The sequence below is a fragment of the Paenibacillus sp. Soil724D2 genome, from assembly GCF_001427935.1.
GTDB lineage: Bacteria > Bacillota > Bacilli > Paenibacillales > NBRC-103111 > Paenibacillus_E.
The window spans coordinates 1-22,904 of sequence record NZ_LMRY01000034.1 but is presented as its reverse complement, the minus strand read 5'-3'; the positions used below and the strand labels follow the sequence as shown (position 1 = coordinate 22,904).

Below are 22,904 nucleotides of genomic sequence, written 5' to 3'. Positions count from 1 at the left end.
TTGATTATTATCGATTTTAATGATGCAGTTTCGGTTTTAACGATATCCGATTCATGGTTTTCGTTACATAATGAAACCACGGTGCACCGAAGTGCCTAGAAGCAATTCATCTGAGGGGGATTTACATGGGAAAATATGTGAACAAGAAGTCTTTTAGTATGGCATTAAGCGTTGTAGTGGCATCTAGTGTGTTCGTTGGTTGTTCCAAACAAGAGGCAGGTGTGAGCACGACTTCACCTAAAGCATCTGCTGCCCCAACAGCGGCTGGAGCTAAGTATCCAATTAGTACGCAAGAAACGTTAACGTCTTGGGAACAGATCGACACCAACTTGGCATCTTTTGTTCCTAATCTGGCGGAATCGCCGTTCGGCTTGCAGCTTGAAAAAGAAACCGGTGTGAAAGTGAAGTATACACATCCGGCTGACGGGCAATCGAAGGAGCAGTTTAATCTAATGATTGCATCCAATAAATTAGCGGATGTTATTGAATATAATTGGGGCGGAGGCGGGACTGCCGCTTATCCAGGCGGACCCGAGAAAGCGATTGCCGATAAAGTCATTCTTCCACTCAATGATTTGATCGACAAGAATGCGCCGAACTTAAAGAAATTGCTTCAGCAGGACAAGGAATTAGACAAGATGATCAAAACGGACAGCGGCAAATATTACGCATTTCCGATGATTCGTCCTGATAATGGGTTAGTGTTCCGAGGGCCAATGATACGCAAGGACTGGCTGGATGAATTGAACCTGCAGGTTCCTACGACGATCGATGAATGGTATACGGTGTTAAAAGCGTTCAAAGAAAAGAAAGGCGCAACCGCACCATTTACCGCCCAGTATACCAGTGAGCTGAACATCCAGGACGCATTCATTGGCGCTTTCAAAACGGCTAATCGGTTCTATATCGATGATCAAGGAAAGGTGAAATACGGTCCAATCGATCCGCAGTTTAAAGATGCTTTGACTCTGCTGCGTAAATGGTATGCGGAAGGATTGTTTGATAAAGACTTTGCACTTAATACGGATTCCAAAGCGTTGGACAACAAATTAATGAGTGACAGTGCGGGAGCAACCGTAGGTTTATTAAGCGGAGGCATGGGTAGATGGATGGATACTGGGAAAAAGAAAAACCCGAAATTCCAACTAGTTGCAGCTCCATATCCGACTTTGAAGCAAGGGGAACGCGCTTTTATCGGTCAGCGTGATTTCAAGTACAATCCGGTTGCCAGTAAAGCCGTGTCAGGCGATTCGAAGAACGCTGAGCTCGCGGTTAAATGGATGGATTATGCTTATGGTGAAAAAGGCAGCTTGTTATTCAACTTCGGTATTGAAGGCGAAAGCTACAAGATGGAAAACAATGTCCCTAAATTTAGCGAGAAAATTACAAAAAATGAGAAGTTTAATCTTCAACAAATGGTATCACAGTATACGAAGCCGAATGGTCCTTTTCTAGGTGACTCCCGAAAAAGCTTCAATACGTTCAAGGAGCAGGACGAAGCGATTAAAATTTGGGGTGAAACGGATGCAGCCAAGCATGTTATGCCGCTTTTCATTACACCAACAATAGACGAAAGCAAGGAAGTTGCCAAATTGAACACAGCGATTTCGAGCTATAAAGAAGAAATGTTCGTGAAATTCATTATGGGCAAGGAACCCATCGAGAAGTTCGATGAGTACGTAAAACGCATTAATGAAATGGGTATCGATAAGGTCACAAAAATCTATCAGGATGCGCTTGACCGCTATAACAAAAGATAACACCTTTTGGGCATCTTGCAGGTGAATACGGAATCATAAGCCAGCCTTTGGTAAGTGGCTTGTATTCACCTGCATGGAATTAGCCCGAGGATAGAGAGGGAGCAGAGAAATGAACACAATCAGTCCTGAAACGGTCAGTACCTTCATACCGAAAAAGAGATCCCGAATAGGGATATTGATCGATATTCGTAAAAATAAACTGCTTTATGTGATGCTCTTTCCCGTGCTGCTTTATTATGTAATCTTCCATTATGGACCGATGTATGGTGCTATTATCGCCTTTAAGGATTTTTCTCCACGCCTTGGCATTTGGGGGAGCGATTGGGTAGGCTTTGAGCATTTTCAAGCATTCTTCACTGGGCCGTATTTCTGGAGGACAATAAAAAACACAGTACTTATCAGCTTCTATCAGCTATTGTTCGGATTCCCGGCACCGATCGTGCTAGCGCTTCTTCTCAATGAAGTGAGACATGCCTTATTTAAACGCACGGTTCAGACCATTACGTATATGCCTCATTTCATTTCACTAGTTGTCATCTGCGGCATCATCAAAGATTTCACCGTTAGCGACGGCGTCATGAATGACATCATTGTCTTTTTCGGCGGGGAACGGACGACATTTTTACTTGAACCGAGCTTTTTCCGTTCCGTTTATGTAGCTTCAGGCGTGTGGCAGCATATCGGGTGGGGAACGATTATCTTCTTGGCAGCTTTGACCGGCATTGATCAGGAGCAATATGAAGCGGCTAAAATAGACGGCGCAGGCAGGTGGAAGCAGATGATGAATGTGACGCTTCCCGGCTTAATGCCGACGATCATCATTCTGCTCATTTTGGAGATTGGAAGAATGATGAATGTCGGGTTCGAAAAGATCATTTTGCTTTATAATCCAGGCACATATGAAACGGCGGATGTCATATCTTCTTACGTGTACCGGGTTGGTTTACAAGACTTCAATTATAGCTTCAGCTCCGCGGTTGGCTTGTTTAATTCGATGATCAATTTTATTCTGCTCATTTGTTCCAACTGGTTAAGCCGAAAATTAAATGATACTAGCTTATGGTAGAAAGGAGGTATAATCATGCTGAACCGGGCAACATTGTCAGAAAAAAGCTTTGATTCTATCAATGTGATTTTCTTGACTTTCTTGATGATCATTACGATATATCCTATCGTTTATGTGGCGTTTGCCTCTATTAGTGACGCTGGAGCTCTGATGGCGCACAAAGGCATTTTATGGCGGCCGCTCGGATTTTCACTGGATGCTTACACGAACGTGTTTCGAAACCCCATGATCCTGAAAGGATACGGAAATACGTTTTTTGTTGTGCTGGTGGGTCTGTTTTTCAATATTGTACTTACAGCTTTTGGGGCTTATGCGTTATCAAGGAAAAGCTTAGCCTACCGTAAACCGCTTTTGCTGTTTATCGTGTTTACCATGTTTTTCAGCGGTGGATTAATTCCTCTCTATTTGACGATTAAAGGAGTTGGACTCGTTGATTCGCTATGGGCGCTCATTATTCCTCAAGCGATTAACACATTTAATCTTATTCTGATGAAAACCGCGTTCGAAGCGATTCCGGATGCGTTGGAGGAGTCGGCTAAAATAGATGGCGCGAATGACTTTGTCATTTTGTTCCGGATCATTTTACCGCTTTCCATGCCGGTTATTGCCGTTATGTTGTTGTATTATGGTGTCAGTCATTGGAATTCTTGGTTCAATGCGATGATTTTCTTGCAGGACCGGTCACTCTATCCGCTGCAGCTCGTCCTCCGAGAAGTTTTGCTCCAAGGGGAAGCAAGCTCAAACTTAGGGGCCTCGGACGGCGCCTCGGCTATGCTCTCGGTTACGTTGAAATATGCGACTATTATTGTGGCAACGGTACCGATTCTGCTTGTTTATCCCTTTCTCCAAAAATATTTCGTTAAAGGCGCTCTGATTGGAGCGATAAAAGGATAGGGGAGGCTGCTTGCAATGAATGATATGGAATGGGAACATTTTATGGCCGACAATGATATGGAATGGGTTGTAAAGCCAGTCAGTTGGGATGAAGGGGCCTTCATTGGTAATGGCTCGATCGGCGCGATGGTGTATGGGGAGGAAAATGCGAAGAAACGGCACGTGCTCCGTTTTGTCACAGGACGCACAGATGTGACGGCAAACCGGACCGACAAACCCGGCTTCCCTCCACGCGTGCCCATAGGTGAGCTTGACCTCGAGATGGAAGGTATGATTTATCATCCGACAAGCATGCGGGTAGACTTATGGAACGCGGAGCTTCGTGCTAATTTGACGACGACCCGGGGCGTGGTAAAGCTTCGTTCCATTGTCCATAGCGAGGAACCGGTCATGGTCATCGAGATGGAGACATCAGAAGGGGAGCGCGGTACACAGTTTGCGTGGTACGCCTACCCGGAAGTTGATCACGTGCTGAAGAATGCGGATGGCTTTAATTTAAATCAATATATACCTGCAACTGATGTGGTAAAAACGGTTAGAGATGCGGTAAACCTTTGCATTCAGCGATATTCAGGCGAAGATGGCTGTGTAACTGCCTGGAAGGAAGTGCAAGTGTCGCTGAATCGCCGAGTTTGCTTCCTTTCCGTTATTAATGGGCATGATGAAGCAGCGGTTGATAAAGCGGTGAATGCGGTTGTTCAAGCCACTAGCGTTGATTTCGATGCATGGGTGGACGTTCACCGCCTTTGGTGGCACAACTATTATCGGCAAAGCTTCGTCTCGGTTCCGGATGGGCGGCTCCAAAGCTTCTATTGGATACAAATGTATAAATTGGCTTCTGCCACGCGTGCGGATCATCCATTGATTGATAATCAAGGCCCATGGCTAACTTCAACGCCATGGCCTGGCGTTTGGTTCAACATGAATGTGCAAATGAGTTATTCACCGGTGTATACCGCAAATAGACTGGACATAGGGATGTCGCTTGTTCGCGCATTAGACGAAAACAGGGAAAATCTAATAACCAATGTTCCGGAGTCCTACAGGCATGATTCCTCAGGACTTGGTCGCAGCTGCAGCTATGATTTGCGGGCCAAGGTAGATGATGAAGTAGGGAATTTGAACTGGATTTGTCATAATGTTTGGCGCCAGTATCGGTATAGCATGGATGATGAGATGCTGAAAACCATCTTATTTCCTCTTTTGCGCAGAAGCGTGAACTATTATCTTCACATTCTTGAAGAAGGCGATGACGGTTGTCTGCATCTTCCGCCTACCATTTCACCTGAATATGGCTCGTTTATGAAAACGAAGGTGCGCGACGCGCACTACGATCTTGCTTTGCTGCGCTGGGGCTGTCTGACCCTTTTGGAAATATGCCAGCGGCTGACGGTGGAAGATCCGCTTACCGGGAAATGGAAGGAAGTTCTGGAAAGACTGACCCCGTTACCTGTAGATGAGACGGGATTTATGATTGGACATGACATGCCTCTAGCATACGGTCACCGACATTTCAGTCATCTGCTTGCGATTTTTCCACTTCATTTGATCGGCTGCGATAAGGAAGAGGACCGGAAGCTGATCGCAACCTCGCTTCGTCATTGGATCGGAAAGGAAGGCGACTTGCGCGGCTTCAGCCTTACTGGGGCGGCTTCAATAGCTGCTATTCTCGGCTCAGGAGATGAGGCATTGCTTTATTTGCAATCGTTGATGTTGATCTTGAAACCGAATACAATGTATAAAGAAGCAGGGCCTGTCATCGAGACGCCCCTCGCCGGTGCAGAAGCGATCCACGATATGCTGCTTCAAAGCTGGGGCGGCAAGATACGTGTATTCCCAGCTGTGCCGGGCGAGTGGCAAGATGCGTCTTTCGAAAATTTGCGAACTGAAGGAGCTTTCTTAATCAGCGCGGTACGTCGTGATGGTGAAACTCAAATGATTCGAGTGAAGAGTTTGGCTGGGGAGCCGTGTATCATCAAGACAGGCTGGACCGGTGTAATTCACTGGACGATATCCGGAACCAGAGTTGCAGAGCATACCGTCTATGTAGAAGCGGGTGAAGACGAAATCATTTTGGATTTGAACAAGGGGGATGAAGCGATTCTTTCCCGAGGTACGGAGATGCCTGACTGGCGGATCTTTCCCGTGGAATCACCGCGAAAGGTTGCCCGCTATTTCGGCGGACATAAGCCTTGGCGTCTTTACGGATTTTAAAATGGTTAAATTCAAAGTAGGAGGATGTGCAAATGGGAGTGCCATTCAAGCAAGGTGACATCGTATTATTTCAAGGTGACAGTATTACGGATGCCGGCAGGGTGAGGGAAAATCCAGCTGATATGGGCAAAGGGTATGCGCTGATGACAGCAGCGCTGTTCGGTTCATCTTATTCGGAACAACAGGTCACATTCCTGAACCGGGGGATTAGCGGAAATAGAGTGAAAGATCTGCAGTCTCGTTGGGATCAGGACTGCTTGGCATTACAGCCGAGCTGGGTTTCCATCTATATCGGTATTAACGACTGCTGGAGACGATACGACCGGAACGATCCTACATCTGTGGAACAATTCGAAGAAGGTTACCGGGAACTGCTTGTCCGCACGAAAGAGGAACTCGGGGCTAAGCTGATTATGATCGAGCCATTCGTGCTGCCAGTGCCGGAAGACCGTAAGCAGTGGCGTGAAGATCTAGATCCCAAAATTAATGTCGTGCGGGAGTTAGCACGGGAATTTGGTGCCCTTTTGGTTCCGCTGGACGGTATATTCGCACAGGCTTCGATGCTCGCACCCTCCAGTTTCTGGGCACCAGACGGCGTGCACCCGTCACCGGCAGGACATGCGCTAATAGCCAAAGCTTGGCTTAAGGCGGTCGGAGTGGCAATATAAAACTTTTATATATGCGTACATAGTAAAAAAACTACGACGGACCAATTAACGCACACAGCTAATGAGGCCAAGCGGAAATAGACGTTTAACGGACCTGGATGCCCTTAACAGCCTATTTGGAGCGATGATTCCGAGTTTACGGACTTCTGCGCTGTTATTCGGTTTCAATCTATCTTATTTTCATCATTTTAAGTCGATTAAGGGCTGTCGAGTCCATTAGATTTTCAAATTCAATCTTTTTCGGGGATTAACGTCGCTCCAGTCCTTTAGCTGGGAAAGATGAAGCTGAAGTTGATTTCGCACCCATTTCCTTAATGAACAGCTGTATGTTGATTGGTTAGTCTTAGAAAAAAAGAGGCTGTCTCAAAAGTGTTCGCATAATTGAGAACGCCCCGAGTTTTACGCAAAAGCACCTCCAATTCCACTAGCACAGTGGGAGATGGAGGTGCTTTATAGCTTATTTGGCGTGTAAAACATATCCATGTCTATCTCGCGTACAAACCTAGCCTTCGGCTAGGTCATTTATAATATCTACATTTTGCTAAGGAATGAATAGGCAAGCTAGGTGTGCTAATTCCTTCTAACTATCGAGGTATTTCGTGAGATAAGACCACAGATCGTGCTTATGCTCTGCAAAAACATGACATTCTGAGAGCATTAGCGGTCAATAAGCAAACATAGCTTGCTTAAGTATCCATAACAAGAGCTATTCGAACAAATAAGCAGTTTCAGTTGCCCTATTTTCCGTATCGAACCGCGTTAAACGGGTCCCCGAGCGCAGACTTGGGGGATATGGATTCAATCCTGGCGAAGAGGCCTTTAAGCCAGCGATTCCTTCACAACAGGCTCAGTTAGCTTATAGCCAACGTTCCTGATGGTCATAATATATTCCGGATTGCGTGCATTGTTCTCAATTTTATCTCTCAAGTGAGAGATATGAACATCGACGATGCGGGTATCTCCGAGGAAGTGATAGTCCCACACCCCATGGAGAAGCTGCTGTCTGCTAAGGACTTTGCCGCGATGCTTACACAGGAAGAGCAGCAGCTCGAATTCCTTAGGTGTAAGTTCAATCGGGGAGCCATTCACCATAACTTCGCGTTGATCGGCTTTAATGGCGATTTGGCCAATCGTGATAGGCGCATTTTCTGTCGAGGACGGTAAGGTTTGGATTCGCCGATGTATGGCCTGTATACGAGAAATGAGCTCCTGCGGTGAAAAGGGTTTGGTCATATAATCGTCAGCACCGTTATCCAAGCCGGCAATTTTATCCGTGAGATCCTGCATAGCTGTAAGCATAATAATGGGTACAAGGTTATTCTGGTTTCTAAGCTTGCGGCACACTTGGAACCCGTCCATCTTCGGCAGCATTAAGTCGAGAACGATGAGATCGGGGCGAAACGTTTGGATGGCATCGAAGACAGCTTCGCCATCGAATACGCAATGGACTTCAAAACCTACAAGCTTCAAGTTAAATTCTATAAGCATGGAAATGGAAGGTTCGTCATCAACAACTAGGATTTTCTTTTTCATCGATGGGTGGACTCCTTTTATCGAGGATAACTCTATTATGACAGCGCTCTATCATCGAGATATTAAGATAAAGTTAACCCTGTGTAAAATTGCATTCCGTACTCGCTTATAATAGGATGGAGAATGAGGTGAATTTGACAGAGATGGCTTTTCATATTGTATTAGTAGAACCTGAGATTCCTGCAAACACAGGTAACATTTCCAGAACCTGCGCAGCGACCGGCACATATCTCCATTTGGTTAGACCGCTAGGCTTTCAGACGGATGACAAGACGTTAAAGCGCGCTGGATTGGACTATTGGCACTCCGTTAAGCTCGAGTATCATGACTCATTTGATGAGGTGCTAGAGGCTTACAAAGAGCATCGTTTTTTCTTTGCAACAACGAAGGCAACCAAACGTTACACAGATTTTACATTTCAGGACGGAGATTTTTTTGTTTTTGGCAAAGAAACCAAAGGACTTCCTGAGGAACTGTTAGCTCAGCATCCCGAAACATTGCTGCGGTTGCCAATGTCAGATGCGGTCAGATCGCTCAATTTATCGAATTCGGCAGCGATCATGCTGTATGAAGGCCTGCGGCAGACCGGCTTCGTTGGTCTTGATTAGAGCTTAAGGCCTATCAATATTAGGGCTGAGCCGACATATTTGACAGGAAAAGAAAGTTTCAGCATGTCATTAGCAGGAGTTTCTTAAATAACGGCGAATAGTAATCCGTATCAGTCCGTATAGATATGCTAGATGAAGTAGAGGGCATGGAAAACGTGAGCGGAAGAGAGGTGAAGTCCTATGATGAAGCCAGCCGGAGTCGTTCGTAAAGTCGATCAATTGGGACGAATTGTACTGCCTAAGTCATTAAGAAAGCGATATCAAATGAATGAAGGAGATCCTGTCGAAATTTTGGTACAGGGTGACCATATCATACTAGAGAGATATCGTCCAAAATGTGTGTTTTGCGGAAGTATGGAAAGTGTTAGTGAATTCAAAGAACGCTATATTTGCGGCGTATGTGTAACTGAAATGAACTTGCTAAAGGTTAGAGCGTAAAAGTAATAAAAGAAAAAGCATCGTTTCTCCAAGCGGAGAAAACAGATGCTTTTTTTGTTGCATTTCAATTGTTTATAAACCTTTTGTTTTGTCCTCGTTATAGGAAGCCGTCATCATAGCGACGATGAATAATAGAAAAACGGTATTAACGAGCCAAAATGTTGCTGATAAACCAAACATTGCTGCACCTCCTAATATAGGGATCTTTTAGCGTGCTAAAAGTCTCTCAGCTTTGGGATCTTTTAGCGTGCTAAAAGTCTTTCAGCTTTGGGGATCCTAGAGCATAGTTAAGGCTTATTATACCCAACCATTCTAAAAAAAGAAACGAATAAAGTGTGAATAATTTCGGTTATTTAAAAAATAGAAAGTTGGTGGCTAGCGGTCTAAGCTTCCCATCAGATGGGCGATTGATGACACTGCCCCCCATGACTAAAGTGGTGGAGCCGCCCCCATCCAAGTTATACGCATCCACAATGCCTAATTGCTGCATTTTGTCCTGCAGCTCAGCAAGTGTTGCTCCAGAATTACCGCTTTCGTCATAGCCGTCGGTCACAATAAACAAAAGCTGGTCGTGCTTGTAGTTGGCCATGATGGTCCGCGCTGCTCTTGCCGGTGAGCTTTGCCACTGATAGGGAATCGACATCTTGTTACCATTCTTCAGGAGAACCGGAACGAAGGTAGATCCCATGATCGGGTTCAACTTGTCTAGCTCAGACTGAGTACTGAACTTTCCGCCAATGAGCTTGCGGTCTTTATTCAGGCCAATGAAGGTTGTATCGTTGTTGGTAGGAAAGAAGCCATTCACATACTTCCCATTCATCATGGTTGTGTCGAGCGGATAGCGTTTGCCTTTGTTATCATCGGCGAAGCCCCCTGCATTCACACCAGCGATAGCCCCATAACGTGTGACTGCATCCAGCGTTGTTTCACTGGAGCCAATTTTATCCTTGCCAAGCACAAGTTTGATGGCCTTATCGCTCTTAAGGTTTACTTTAAGAGCATAACCTTTATAGTTGCTTTCATTCAAAGCAAAAAGTTTTAAGTCGATATTCCCAGATGAAGCTTGTCGAATTGGGCTGCCGAGCTTGGCTGTTATCCGTGTATCATAGATAATCCCGGGTATCGCAGCTTGTGCTGCAGCGTTCTGGAGCATGGCCGTTACTTCTGCGGCACTTTTCTCATAAAGCTCGAAATATTGCTGAATGATGGATTTGGTTTGCACAGCGTCGCTATTCGCTTTGGTCAGCAAGTTATCAAGCGTAAGCGTTTCTTGATGCAAAGAGATCGGCGTAGACGCCTTATGTATCAACGGGCTGATAGGGACATTCGCCGTAACGAAGAGCAGCCAAATCAGCATCCCCAGAAACGGGGCGCATGCAAGAAGAAGGACGCGGTTGATTTGTTGAATGCTGATCACGTTCATTACTTTAACACATCCAGATTTTTTTGCAGTTCTTCCAGCTTCTTCTTTACGTCGGCAAGCTGCGTATAGAGCTGGTTGCTGTTATCGGTTTTGCTGTTAGCGCTGTCCTTCGTGAAAGCCAGTAATTCATTCAGTGAGTCTACCTTTGTCTGTAAAGCTTTCATATCTGTCGTAACACTATCTTTTAATTGGGTCACTTGCTTCTGATAGTCTTGTTGAACCACTTGCAGTTGTTGCTGGGTTTGCTGTGCGATATCGGTTGCAATTTTTTGCCTCAAATGCTCTGTGTACATCATAGCAGCGGCGACTCCGATTGCGATCAGCATGACCCAACCCACAAACAAGTATACGTACGTTTTCTTTCTTACCTTGGTAGCCTTCGAAGCGGCGCGAGGGAAAGAATTCGCAGTCGTAGTCTCGATGGGCATGTTCATGAAAATCACCTCTATTTACTAGTATAACATATTCCATATTTTTTACAGAATTTTAGATAGAATTCGCTGTTTTTCGATATTCATTTGGGGTGAGTCCCTCTAGTTTTTTGAAAACTTTGCTGAAATATTTCTCGTCCTGGTAACCGACCATCTCAGCTACTTGTGAAATCCGAAGATGTGGATTACGCAGCAAGACCTTTGCTTTACTCATGCGAATTTGACCTAAATAATCAGAGAGATTTACCTCGAACTCTTGCTTGAATTTCCGTGAGATGTACTCGCGGCTGAGGTAGAATCGATTCGCGATGTCCTGAAGAGAGACATCTTCGTGATAGTGCTTCTCAAGGAACTCGGCGATTTCAAAAATAACGCTTTTGTCCTTTTGCTGACTCTCAAGAAGCAGTTTCGATAAGTGAACAATACTCCGAGTGAGTTCCTGCTGCCACAATGAGAGAGAAAGGATCCCGTACTCATCCAACGGAACGATTAAACTGGATGGCTCATCCAGGAGCAGCTGTTTGACCTGATCTTCACTAATGTTAGAGAAAAATTGCTGCACCCAACGGCGCTTCATCACCCTATACTCCCGCCACCAATGGTCGAGCTGTTCGAGTGTAATGGCTTCACTCAGTTTAACGGCATCCATCCATGCTTGAATCGTTTCTTGAATTTGGTCTATGCTGCCACTGCGAATAGCGAGTTGAATTCGTTCCTCGTATTGACTGAAAGTAAGCGCAGGCTGAATCGTTTTGGCAGTATTCAATGTACTGTGAATCCAAGTTTCCTTGGATTTGAGATTGCGCTGTCTGAGAGCATCACGGGCTTCCTGATAGGATAAAGCCAAATCCGTCGGGAAGGAGCGAGAGCTTCCGATACCGAAGTCCACGCGGGTATGAAGCGCGGTGCGAATCCCATCATTAATTTTAGCTAGAAATGCCTCAGAGCCAGATTGATCCTTCCATAGAAGCAAAACAATTTCGTTATCGCTGTTCCAATGGCGGAATGCATAACCGCGCTGATCGTTAATGAGGAATTCATTACATATGTTAATGAGAGAGAAGAACAGTAAATCCAGATTATGACTGAATTTGTTCTTCACACTGCGTTCCATCGTATCTAAAGATAAAATAGCAACACGACATTCTCGGGTTGTCCGAGATAAATGAAATTCTTTCTCGAGCTGCTCGGCCGCTTGATCATAGGCGGAGGGTTCGGCAATTAAGTTCGATAGCAGCTTGTCCCAGTACATGGGCTTAATTTGGTTCATTTCAATATTCAGCTCTCGATTAGTATGACGAAGCTCCTCATCCTTATTCCAAGCCTGAATGGCTTTATCTAACGCTTCATTTAACTGCTCGGGATCAATGGGCTTTAATATATAGTCCGTTCCCCCATACTTCAACGTATGGCGAAGTAGAGAGAAGTCGTCATGGCCGCTAATGACGATCGTCTTCGAGTCAGGAGCATGCGTTTGCAGCCACTCAAGCAATTTTACACCATTCATAATGGGCATCATCATATCGGTCATAATAATCTCAGGATGATGGGTGTTCACCATATCAATGGCCGATTCACCATCTTGGGCCTCCAGAATGGTTTCTATGCCATACTGTTTCCAGTTGACTAGCAGACGGATGGCGTCGCGCACATGCTTTTCATCATCGACAAGTAATGCTTTCATTCCGTTTGCTCCCTTTTCATAGGAATGTGAATGACAATCCTAAGACCTTGTGGTTGTACATGTTCAATATCAAGAGTTGCATCATCGGTAAAATAGAGCTGTACTCGGGTTAGCACATTACTAAGTCCAATACAGGCTGCATCGGTTATGGAAGGGGTATTCAGCCGGCTTTTTACCTCGCGCAACCGTTCCTCCGTTATACCAATCCCATTATCCTCAATAATGAGCTTTAAATATTCATCCTCACGATCTGTAGGCATCTTTGCCTGAATACGTAATAAGCCTGTGGTTTCACTTGGTTTAAAACCATGCTTAAAATAATTTTCCACAAGCGGTTGAAGGATCATCTTGGGTACAGAGATTGCTTTTGTGCTTTCTTCGATGTCGTAAATAATTTCAAATTGATGCTCGAATCGCTGTTTTTGCAGCTCGAGATAAGCTTTAATATGTTCAATTTCCTTACGCAAAGGAACAACCGATTCGTTGGTGTTCATACTGTAATGCATCATTTTAGCCAGATACGAAATTAAAGCGTAAATCTTTGGAGCCTCGTGCTGTAAAGCTAATGTACCGATAGATTGCAGTGCGTTATTCAGAAAATGCGGATTGATCTGGGCTTGGAGTGCCATGAGCTGATTCGATTTGTTTGCAAGCTCTAAGCGGTATTCGCGCATGACCATTTGATTTAAATCTTGCATCAGGCCATGGAATCGATTGGCGAGAATGCCCATTTCATCCGTTCGAGTGAGCTCGATATCGGCATTCAATTGGCCTAACTGAACTTGTCCCGCCTGTATGCGTGTGATATAACGAAGTAATTGTTTGATAGGCTCTGTAAATTTAATGCTGATATAAATGGTTCCGGCAATGACAATCAACATAAACAGAGTAAGGATCAAAGAATTAATTAACGTTAACTGTCTGGCACTTTTCGTTAATTGCTCGTAGGGAAGCCGCTTCACGATCGTCCAGTTCACATAGTCAGTTTTCATTTTTTCATAAATATTTATCCCCGCATAAGCGCCGTTTTTCCATTCATAGGAGCCTTTTTGGAGATCACTATAAATCGCCTCATTCCCCCAGCTTGCTTCAAGAGGTTGTCCCCATTTAGAAACATCAGGACCGAACACGATGAACCCCTTATCATCCAGGATATACAGTTCTTCTTGGTCATGGGTGAATAAGCTTTGAGATATTTCTGAGACTAGATTCAGCTGAAGATCAATGATCAGCTCACCAATCGAGACGTTACTTGGGGAGTACATAATTTTACGATGCATAGATAGGACAGGGGTTGGAGCAGAATACACATTAAGTGCAATATTGTAATTATGGCTTTCATGAGTGGTTTCAAAATAAACGGTTTTGTTCTCGGGGAACTGCCGAAGAGAATCATATTTACCGATCGTGCTTCCTTGAATGTCGCTGCTCGCTAAATAAGAACGGTCGCTAACGGAGGCGTAAAGATAAATTTGTTTGATCTCTTTAACCGAGTGGGACATGACCTGCAGTCCGCTTTTGATAACCTTATCACTCATGTAGTCGATTTCTCGCTCGGTTTGCAGAATATCGTATAGATAACCAACAGATGAATACTGACCTGTATAAATCGTAGTGGATGCTTGGACAACACCATTTAAGTAGTTCAATAAATTCATTTTTGCTTGAGATATCAGGGCCGAATTATTCGTAATTGTGTCTTCTGTGACTTTCTCCTTGGTGAATATATAAGAAACAATAATGGAAGTAGTGAATGGAACTAAGGTCGCAATGAGCAGAAAAAGGATTAATTTATTACGTATACTATGACGAAACAAGGTGCATCAACTCGGTTTCCTTTTAGACTTTTCACCCTACATTGTAGCAGGAGAGGTCAACAAATTCCACCTAATGCATCACGATAATCTGTGTTTTGCCAAGAACAAGGGCTTTATACTTAGGGTATAGTTACATAATCGTAAGGGGGAAATTCCCATGAAGGCCAACAAAGGGTTAGCAGGACTTATCCAACAATGGGTGTTTATCGGACCAGCGTTGATCTTTTTCGCGCTCATTGTTGTTACTCCTTTTCTCATGAGTATTTATTATTCATTTACCGAGTGGAATGGTGTGACAACAACCGTGAAGTTCAACGGTCTAGACAATTTTAAACACCTTCTTTTTCATGACACGGACTATCGCAACGCATTCTGGTTTACAACAAGAATAACCGTGACGGATGTCATTCTCACGAATCTTGTCGGGTTTCTTTTGGCGCTCTTGCTCACACAGGCACTGAAAACCAGAAATGTACTGCGTACTATTTTCTTCATGCCGAACGTTATTGGGGGATTACTGCTTGGATTCATTTGGCAGTTTATTTTCGTCAAAGGGTTCGGGACACTAGGTGAAATAACGAATCTAAGTTTTTTCCAACTACCTTGGTTAGGTGATGCTCCAACCGCTTTCTGGGCGATCGCCATCGTTAGTATTTGGCAAGGTTCCGGCTACTTAATGATCATTTATATTGCGGCGCTTTCGAATGTGCCCAAAGATATGGTTGAAGCGGCCTATATTGATGGAGCTACGCGATTACAAGTACTTAAGAACATTATCATTCCACTCATTATGCCGGCCGTTACGGTATGTTTGTTCCTCACAATTTCATGGAACTTCAAGATGTTTGATCTGAACTTTGCCTTGACCAAAGGTGGACCGTTCAACTCAACAGAGTCTGTTTCCATCAATATTTATCAAGAAGCGTTCCGAAATAACAACTACGGTTTAGGAACGGCAAAAGCGTTAGTATTCTTCGTTGTAGTGGCCATTATTTCGACCATCCAAGTCATGTATACGAAACGCAAGGAGGTTGAAGTTTAATGGAATCTGTCAAAAAATACTCTGGACGACTATTCACACTCGAGGTGCTTGGCATCTTGATTGGACTTTTATTTCTAGTCCCTTTCTACTTTGTCATCGTCAACTCCCTTAAGACATTTCCGGAGCTGGCCGCTAGCACAGCTAAGCTTCCGTCAAGCTTATATCTTGACAACTATACGAAGGTATGGGCAATCATGAAGTTCCCAAGTGCGTTTATGAACTCTTTAATTATTACAGTGCTCAGTAATGTGGGACTTGTATTGATTAGTTCCATGGCCGCTTATCGAATGGTACGCAAATCAAGTAAATTCAACAATCTTGTATTTATTGCTTTCGTTGCTGCCATGGTTATTCCGTTTCAATCCATCATGATCCCGCTTGTGCGTGTGGCTAATGCAGTTGGACTCATGGATAGCAAGTTCGGTTTGATTATTTGTTATTTTGGATTCGGTGTTTCACTGAATGTCTTCTTGTTTCATGGTTTTATTAAATCCATTCCACTTGAAATTGAAGAGTCAGCAACTGTGGATGGCTGCTCGCCGTATGGAGTATTTTGGCGAATTGTTTTCCCGCTGTTAAAGCCGATGTCCACGACAGTCATTATCTTAAACAGTTTATGGATATGGAATGATTATTTGCTGCCTTCACTCGTGTTAAATAGTCCAGATCTGAGAACAATACCTTTAGCTACATTCTCCTTCTTTGGCCAATATACGAAACAATGGGATTTGGCCTTGGCTGGTCTAACACTTGGCGTCCTGCCGATCGTTATTTTCTTCTTGGCCATGCAGAGACATATTGTAGAAGGCATTACGGCAGGTTCGGTAAAAGGTTAACAGTTTTGCAAATATGTTCAAAATCTTCCACCTTTATGTTCAATATCCTCTGTGTTAAGGGTTTAAGTAAGTGTTTACAATAAACCATGTAAGCTGATGACGAGCTAATGAGATGTTATCAGGGTAAGTTGATTGAAACTTAAAAGGGAGGCTTTACCTCAATGAAAAAATTAACAATGATCAGTATGGCAGCTGTACTTTCACTATCTTTAGTTGCCGTTGGTTGCGCGAAGAAAGAAACAGCGCCAACGCCAAGTGCAACTACGGGTGGAGCGGCAACAGCGACACCTGCTGCAGGCGGTAAACAAGTTACAATTAAAATGTTCCAATTCAAAGTAGAAATCGCCGATCAACTTGGCAAATTAATTCAAGAATATCAAAAGCTAAATCCTAATGTTAAAATTCAAGTTGACACAGTAGGCGGCGGTGCTGACTACGGCGCAGCATTACTTGCGAAGTTCAACTCGGGTGACAAACCGGACATTTTCAACAACGGTGGTTTCTCGGATATGGATAAATGGATCGAAAACCTGGAAGATCTTTCGGATCAACCATGGGTTAATGATCTTGTAGACGTGGCAAAAGAGCCAATGACGAAAAACGGTAAATTGTATGGACAGCCGCTGAACCTAGAAGGTTATGGTTTCCAATACAATAAAGACTTGTTTACACAAGCCGGCATTACCGAATTGCCAAAAACACTCACACAACTCGAAGATGCGGCTAAAAAGCTTCAAGCCAAAGGCATTACACCTTTCGAAACTGGCTATGGCGAGTGGTGGGTACTTGGTAACCACTTCGTAAACCTTCCTTTTGCTTACCAAAAGGATCCAAATGCCTTCATCGATGGCTTGAACAAAGGAACAGCAAAAATTCCAGGTAACGAAGTATTTAATCAATGGTCGAAACTATTTGATCTGCAATTGAAATATGGTAACAAAAATCCGCTTCAAACCGACTACAATACACAAGTAACAGACTTTGCTACTGGTAAAGCAGCAATGACACAACAAGGTAACTGGACACAAGTCCAAATCACGAAAACGAACCCGAACATCAAAATTGGCTTCTTGCCAATGCCGATCAGCGATGACGCTGCAGCGAATGATAAATTGTTCGTTGGTGTTCCAAACAACTGGGTTATCAACAAAAACTCTGCTGTGAAAGACGAAGCTAAGAAATTCTTGAACTGGATGGTAAGCTCTGATGTAGGTAAGAAATACATCACGGAAGAATTCAAATTCATTCCAGCATTCAAATCCATTCCTGCTGACGAGAAAGTTCTAGGACCTTTGGCAGCTGACATTATCGCTTACAGCAAAGCTGGTAAAACACTTAGCTGGAACTGGTTCAAATTCCCAGGTGGCGAAGCTTCCAGTAAAAAATTCGGCGATATTATGCAAGGTTATGTTGCGAAGAAGTATACGAAGGATCAAATGCTTGAGGAATTCCAGAAAACATGGGATAGCCTTAAGAAGTAACTCCATAATGGGTAGTAATAAAGCCTCAGCGCCAATGCTGAGGCTTTTTGCTGTTTAACAGATAAGGAATAGGCTGTTACAATGAGAAAACCTACTATCGAAGCCATTCAAAGATGAGCGACCGCGTTTAGAGGTAGGTTTTATCGCCAATAAGAAAGCCGTTTTCGGGAACCGAAAACTTATACTTTCTTATGTGGAAAAGAAGACTGGAGGTCTATGATGATAATAAGAATCAGGTCTTGGCTGCATAGCAGAGGAAATTCACTTCCGCGTGAGAAGCAATTATCTCGTGAGGCCGTAATTTCATTAATTATTCATTCTATTTTTCAGTTTGGCGCTTCCATGTCGGGCGTGTTCTTAAACTTGTACTTATGGCGGTTAACGCACAGTGTCGTAGTGAATGGTACATACAGCATGATCGTTTTCATCTTAACACCGATTGGCTTTGCACTTGGCGGCCTCATGATTAAGAAGAAAGACCGAATGGTATCGTATCGTCTAGGTATCATGCTTATAGGTCTTTTCTATTTGAGCGTCATTCTAGCCCAAGAGACACTGGTCGAATATTATATACTATTTGCCATTTTTAATGGACTTGCTGGTGCTTTTTACTGGGTAGGTTATTTAACCCTGATGTATGATGTGTCTAACGAACAGAACCGGATTCGATATCTTGCCTTCAATATGATTTTTTTCACAGCAGCAACCTTAGCGGGGCCGGCTCTTGCCGGGTTCATTATCCGTTTAAAAGAAGGGCTTAGCGGCTACACGATCGTCTTCTCAATCGCATTCTGTATGTTCTTACTAGCGGCGCTGATTTCATTGAAAATTAAAGCTTCAAGCGGACATCATAGAGTTTATTACTTGAAGCTGACTGGTCTTATTATGAAGAAAGAACGTGACTGGCTGAAAGCGCTGTTTGGATTTTTGGGAATGGGTTTGCTGCAAGGGACGATGCTTTTCTTACCGAATATTCTGCTTTTCAAAGTGATGCCGCGTGAAGATATTGTGGGCTATCTCGGTGTATTATACTCAAGTCTATCGATCGTAATGGGCCTTTTTATATCTAAATACGCAAACGCTAGTAAAGCTCGTCTTTATTTAGCCATATCAACACTTGGCTACCTTATTGGTGTATCTTTTTTACTAGGAAATGTTAATGTATGGACCGTTGTAAGTTTCATGATCTTGCACTCTATTTTCGCACCGCTGCAAGGGAATACGATGACAGGCTATTATTATGGCCTCATTGCGAAGCTGCCGCTTAAAGGTCAATTGAAAGTAGAAAGTGTGGTTGTTCGGGAATTTTTCTTGAATGTCGGACGTGTGATTTCTATTACCTGTTTAATTTCATTTGGCAGTGATTTGGATGGGGGCTGGATTCCATGGATTTTAATGATGGCAGCGATGTCACAAATTGCCCTTGTATGGTCGATTAAGAATCAATAAGATGAGCATGAAAGCGTGTTAACTCGGATATCCTAGGGAGTAGATGACAGGAGAAGAGGACGTGCGGTTATGGAACAGTATGACAGCATGATTGTTGGCGGAGGTATTGCTGGACTTCAAGCGGCTATTCAATTAGGAAGATATGAGCATCGTGTGCTTGTTATAGATGCGGGCTATGGCCGGTCTACACTATGTAAAAGTTATCATAACCTCTTGGGGTGGCCAGATGGTGTATCGGGTGAAGAGCTTCGCCGATTAGGGAGGCTTCAAGCTGAGAAGCTGGGTGTTACTTTCGCTAAAGATGAAGTTGTACAAGCCGTAAACAAAGGGAAGCCTGGGGACGGATTTGAGCTATGGGGGAAGTCGGGTAAGGGATATGAAGCCCCAACTTTACTTTTGGCTACAGGGCTTCTAGACCGTATTCCCGAGCTGCCCAATCTGAAAAACTGTCTAGGGCTGACTGTTTACGTCTGTCCAGATTGCGATGGCTATGAGGTTAAAAACAAACAGACTATTGTGATGGGTTCTGGTGATTCTGGAGCGGAAATGGCCCTGACGCTTAGTACGCGTACGGACAAGCTGACCTATGTGAATCATGAGCAGAAAGCAGTGAAGAGCGAACTACTAGCAAAGCTAAAGGAAAAGAGAATCACCTATGTCGCGGAAGATATTGGGGAGGTAATGGCTGAAACCAATGGCTTTTTTCGCGGTGTTGTTTTGGCAAATGGGGAACGAATCGGTGCGGAGCGTGGGTTTATTGCCTTCGGCGGGAATGAAGTGAAGTCGGATTTGGCACGGCAATTAGGCGCGGAGCGATTGGAGAATCGCCACATTGTAACGGATCCCCGCAGCAAAATGACGAGTGTGCCGTTCGTCTGGGCAGCTGGGGACGTAGGCGTTCATGCGGAACAAGTCACTATTGCCATGGGAGAAGGGGCGCAGGCGGCGATTTGGATGAACAAAGCACTGTTGATGTTAAAAGAAGAAGCGAACATACATCGAGTTGTAGTTCGCTCTTAATGGTTTATATAGTAGATAGAACAGCAGACGAGTCGGAAGTCTCCGCCCCTGGGAAAGCAGTTACAACATGGGCATAGTCCGCTAACGCCTGCTCCCCAAGCGGGGTGATGTGATAAATGCCGCGGCTTTGGCGTACGAACCAGCGGTAGTAGTTTTTTTGAAGCAGGGAGCTCACAGCTTTATTGCTCGTGAAATCGCGAAGCTGACGAGGACTAAGTGGTCCATGCTGACGCATTAGGTAGGCGCAATGAAGCGATTTTTCGCGGTAGGCAGTCATGAGTTTTTGTTTAGAGCTGCCTCCGACGTTGTAGTCCCCACTGCGTTCATGAAATTCATTTACGACTTTCAAGGCAGCCCGCTTATTCGGGCGTAATAGATAGGGAGTAGGCTCGCAGATGAGATCCACTGCGGGCTGTTTGCGTTTGAAGAATTGAACGGTCAGTACACCTAGACCGAGCATGCGGCATAAACGTCGAATCTCTTCCCATTGCAGTCGATGGGGAGCACGTCCTTTATTGGGAAGCTCGAAAGCGACATAGACCTGATCCGTCAGCCGCAGACGATCGATGCCTTGCACGAGGAGCGGAATATTGAAGCTTTTTTTCAATTCGACAATGATTGGCGGCTCATCGCCGCGGATGGCAACTAAGTCGCAATGCTTAATTTCCGCACGTACGGTGTATCCTCGCTGCTCGAAATATTGTTTAATCGGAGCGTAAAGCTCCGTTTCTGTTTGGATAGGCATGAGGTAATGATCTCCTCTCTAGTTACAACAATTGCAGCCAGAATGTGTTCCATTATAGCATAGCTTTTGCTAGAATAGGGGAAGAATCACTTGTACGTACATGTTGGGACGGAACGGTAGAGCCAGGAGACAGAGGAGGATGCGTGGGATGAGTGAGATATTGGATGTCTGGATAGGAAAGAGTATGGATTGCGCTTGCGGGTTGCGGCATGAAGTGCCGATTCGGCGCATCATTATTGAACGGGATGCGCTGGCGAAGGTAGCCGGGTATGTGAAAGAAGCCGGCTATGGGGAAGTGACGCTTGTCGCGGACGGGAGGACGTATCAAGCGGCTGGAGAGAAACTGCGCGAGCTGCTGGAAGCCGCGCAGGTGAAGGTGAGCATCAGCGTGATTCGCGAGAACGCGATGGGGGAAGTGGCGGCCGATGAAGAAGCGATTGTCCAGGTGATGCTGGACACGCCGCTTTCATCGGAGGTCATAGTGGCCGTGGGCGCGGGTACCGTCCACGACATTGTGCGCTTCGTGGCGCATCGCACGAAGCGGCCGTTCTTGTCTGTGCCGACGGCGCCATCGGTGGACGGCTTCGCCTCAGTGGGCGCGCCGCTCATCGTCCGCGGCTTCAAGCAGACAATCCCGGCTTGCGCGCCGGAGGCGATCTTCGCCGATCTCGCGGTGCTGGCGGAGGCGCCGCAGGCGATGATAGCGGCCGGCCTCGGCGATATGCTCGGCAAGCACACGTCGCTGGCCGATTGGTCGCTTGGCCGTGTGCTCCTCGGCGAGCACTACTGCGAGCTGAGCGCTCGGTTGACGCTGGAAGCCGTGGAGCTCTGCACGGCTCATTTGGACGAGATCGCGCAGCGCACTGATCTCGGCTTGCTCCGATTGATGGAAGGCCTGATCCTATCAGGCCTTTCCATGCTCATGGTCGGCCACTCGCGGCCGGCCTCCGGGGCTGAGCACCATCTCTCCCACTACTGGGAGATGGTGCTTCTGCAGCAGCGGCGCCGGGCGCTGCTGCACGGCGCGAAGGTCGGCGTCGCGACCGTGCTCATGGCGCAGCGCTATCAGGCGCTGCAGGGGCTCACGGCCGACGCGGCCGCTGCGCGCCTAGCGCAAGGCCATGTCCCCAGCGAGCTTACGGATGCGCAGCGCATCCGGCAGGTCTATGGGGACATGGCCGAGCAGGTCATCGCCGAGAATTTCCCGGCGAATGGCACGGCTGTAGATGTGGAGGCGCTGAAGGCGCGCATCGCGGAGAAGTGGGGCGATGTGCAAGCCATCGCCCGGGCGGTCCCGCTACCATCGCAGCTCATCGCATGGCTCGAGGCCGTGCAGGGACCGGTAACGCCGGAGCAGCTCGGTATGGAGCCGGAGCTGGTGGAGGCGTCCCTGCAGGATGCGCTTTTCGTGCGCAACCGATTCACGATCCTACGTTTACAGCGTCTGCTGTAGATGCTGTATCTGTACAAAGGAAAAATGAGATGGCAAGGGTTATTACTTGTCATCTCATTTTTTTGTTTTTTTAAAAGGCAAAAGTCACCTGATTCCTCATGATTTCTGGGATTTTTCGTCCAATTAGCACATCGACGTTCCCCCTCAGTAAATACTTGTGACCATAACAAAGTACAATTTAGGGGAGAGTGGCCTAACATCACCCTAAAATGACTTCTGGGACAGCCCTTTCGGCTAGGCCCCCGAATTCTGGAGTCTTCCCGTTAAAAAAGCCAATTTTCGTAAGATTGCTTCTTTGTGCTAACAGTTACATTGCTTTATAGAATATCGATCGGTCTTCCA

The 22,904-nt window shown here is 45.4% G+C and carries 19 protein-coding genes; 13 read left to right on the top strand and 6 right to left on the bottom strand.

Features of this window, described 5'->3' with window-relative positions; genetic code table 11:
• Positions 1-125: 125 nt before the first annotated feature.
• From ASG85_RS24345 to ASG85_RS24325, 5 genes are all read left to right on the top strand, one after another.
• Positions 126-1,760, top strand: coding sequence for an extracellular solute-binding protein (locus ASG85_RS24345; RefSeq protein ID WP_060647975.1), 1,635 nt, complete (start codon positions 126-128; stop codon positions 1,758-1,760).
• Positions 1,761-1,869: 109 nt separating this feature from the next.
• On the top strand, positions 1,870-2,826 hold the full coding sequence (locus tag ASG85_RS24340; RefSeq protein ID WP_057304886.1) for an ABC transporter permease: 957 nt from the start codon (positions 1,870-1,872) through the stop codon (positions 2,824-2,826).
• Positions 2,827-2,841: 15 nt separating this feature from the next.
• Entirely contained in the window at positions 2,842-3,720 is an 879-nt protein-coding gene (locus tag ASG85_RS24335; RefSeq protein ID WP_060647974.1) for a carbohydrate ABC transporter permease, read from the top strand.
• Between the two features lie 15 nt (positions 3,721-3,735).
• Positions 3,736-5,934, top strand: coding sequence for a glycosyl hydrolase family 95 catalytic domain-containing protein (locus ASG85_RS24330; RefSeq protein WP_060647973.1), 2,199 nt, complete (start codon positions 3,736-3,738; stop codon positions 5,932-5,934).
• Between the two features lie 32 nt (positions 5,935-5,966).
• Positions 5,967-6,602: an SGNH/GDSL hydrolase family protein gene (locus ASG85_RS24325; protein WP_060647972.1), complete on the top strand. Its 636-nt coding sequence runs from the start codon at positions 5,967-5,969 to the stop codon at positions 6,600-6,602.
• Positions 6,603-7,421: 819 nt separating this feature from the next.
• Here ASG85_RS24325 and ASG85_RS24320 read toward each other — a convergent pair.
• Complete coding sequence (locus ASG85_RS24320) at positions 7,422-8,135, bottom strand: response regulator transcription factor (RefSeq protein ID WP_047677301.1); 714 nt, start codon at positions 8,133-8,135, stop codon at positions 7,422-7,424.
• Between the two features lie 143 nt (positions 8,136-8,278).
• Between ASG85_RS24320 and trmL the strand changes: the two genes are divergently transcribed.
• Positions 8,279-8,743 (top strand): tRNA (uridine(34)/cytosine(34)/5-carboxymethylaminomethyluridine(34)-2'-O)-methyltransferase TrmL, encoded by a 465-nt coding sequence (trmL, locus tag ASG85_RS24315; protein ID WP_057304890.1) that lies wholly within the window; start codon positions 8,279-8,281, stop codon positions 8,741-8,743.
• 183 nt (positions 8,744-8,926) lie between these two features.
• Positions 8,927-9,181, top strand: a complete 255-nt coding sequence (locus ASG85_RS24310) for an AbrB/MazE/SpoVT family DNA-binding domain-containing protein (RefSeq protein WP_047677456.1) — start codon at positions 8,927-8,929, stop codon at positions 9,179-9,181.
• A 349-nt stretch (positions 9,182-9,530) separates the two neighbouring features.
• Here the strand turns inward: ASG85_RS24310 and ASG85_RS24305 are convergent, their stop codons facing one another.
• The 4 genes from ASG85_RS24305 to ASG85_RS24290 are packed head-to-tail and all read right to left on the bottom strand — an operon-like array spanning position 9,531 to position 14,536.
• Complete coding sequence (locus tag ASG85_RS24305; RefSeq protein ID WP_057304891.1) at positions 9,531-10,604, bottom strand: phosphodiester glycosidase family protein; 1,074 nt, start codon at positions 10,602-10,604, stop codon at positions 9,531-9,533.
• Positions 10,604-11,038: a hypothetical protein gene (locus ASG85_RS24300; protein WP_047677233.1), complete on the bottom strand. Its 435-nt coding sequence runs from the start codon at positions 11,036-11,038 to the stop codon at positions 10,604-10,606. The genes ASG85_RS24305 and ASG85_RS24300 overlap by 1 nt, the downstream gene beginning before the upstream one ends.
• A gap of 52 nt (positions 11,039-11,090) precedes the next feature.
• Positions 11,091-12,719, bottom strand: a complete 1,629-nt coding sequence (locus ASG85_RS24295; protein WP_057304892.1) for a response regulator — start codon at positions 12,717-12,719, stop codon at positions 11,091-11,093.
• Complete coding sequence (locus ASG85_RS24290) at positions 12,716-14,536, bottom strand: sensor histidine kinase (protein WP_060647971.1); 1,821 nt, start codon at positions 14,534-14,536, stop codon at positions 12,716-12,718. Before ASG85_RS24290 ends, ASG85_RS24295 begins: the two co-directional genes overlap by 4 nt.
• A 157-nt stretch (positions 14,537-14,693) precedes the next feature.
• On the opposite strand from ASG85_RS24290, the gene ASG85_RS24285 reads away from it, so the two are divergent.
• The 5 genes from ASG85_RS24285 to ASG85_RS24265 all read left to right on the top strand — a co-directional run bounded on the left by ASG85_RS24285 (position 14,694) and on the right by ASG85_RS24265 (position 20,364).
• Positions 14,694-15,578, top strand: a complete 885-nt coding sequence (locus tag ASG85_RS24285) for a carbohydrate ABC transporter permease (RefSeq protein ID WP_057304894.1) — start codon at positions 14,694-14,696, stop codon at positions 15,576-15,578.
• A complete protein-coding gene (locus tag ASG85_RS24280; RefSeq protein WP_057304895.1) occupies positions 15,578-16,414 on the top strand; it encodes a carbohydrate ABC transporter permease in 837 nt (278 codons plus the stop codon). Before ASG85_RS24285 ends, ASG85_RS24280 begins: the two co-directional genes overlap by 1 nt.
• A gap of 161 nt (positions 16,415-16,575) precedes the next feature.
• On the top strand, positions 16,576-17,895 hold the full coding sequence (locus ASG85_RS24275) for an extracellular solute-binding protein (protein ID WP_057304896.1): 1,320 nt from the start codon (positions 16,576-16,578) through the stop codon (positions 17,893-17,895).
• Positions 17,896-18,111: 216 nt separating this feature from the next.
• Positions 18,112-19,344, top strand: a complete 1,233-nt coding sequence (locus tag ASG85_RS24270; RefSeq protein WP_057304897.1) for an MFS transporter — start codon at positions 18,112-18,114, stop codon at positions 19,342-19,344.
• 69 nt (positions 19,345-19,413) lie between these two features.
• Positions 19,414-20,364 (top strand): NAD(P)/FAD-dependent oxidoreductase, encoded by a 951-nt coding sequence (locus ASG85_RS24265; RefSeq protein WP_060647970.1) that lies wholly within the window; start codon positions 19,414-19,416, stop codon positions 20,362-20,364.
• Between the two features lie 4 nt (positions 20,365-20,368).
• On the opposite strand, the gene ASG85_RS24260 is transcribed toward ASG85_RS24265, so the two are convergent.
• The gene (locus tag ASG85_RS24260; RefSeq protein WP_060647969.1) at positions 20,369-21,109 is read right to left on the bottom strand and encodes a DUF2161 domain-containing phosphodiesterase; all 741 of its coding nucleotides are present in this window, start codon (positions 21,107-21,109) and stop codon (positions 20,369-20,371) included.
• A gap of 148 nt (positions 21,110-21,257) precedes the next feature.
• On the opposite strand from ASG85_RS24260, the gene ASG85_RS24255 reads away from it, so the two are divergent.
• Positions 21,258-22,562 (top strand): sn-glycerol-1-phosphate dehydrogenase, encoded by a 1,305-nt coding sequence (locus ASG85_RS24255; protein ID WP_063860365.1) that lies wholly within the window; start codon positions 21,258-21,260, stop codon positions 22,560-22,562.
• The last annotated feature ends 342 nt before the right edge of the window (positions 22,563-22,904 follow it).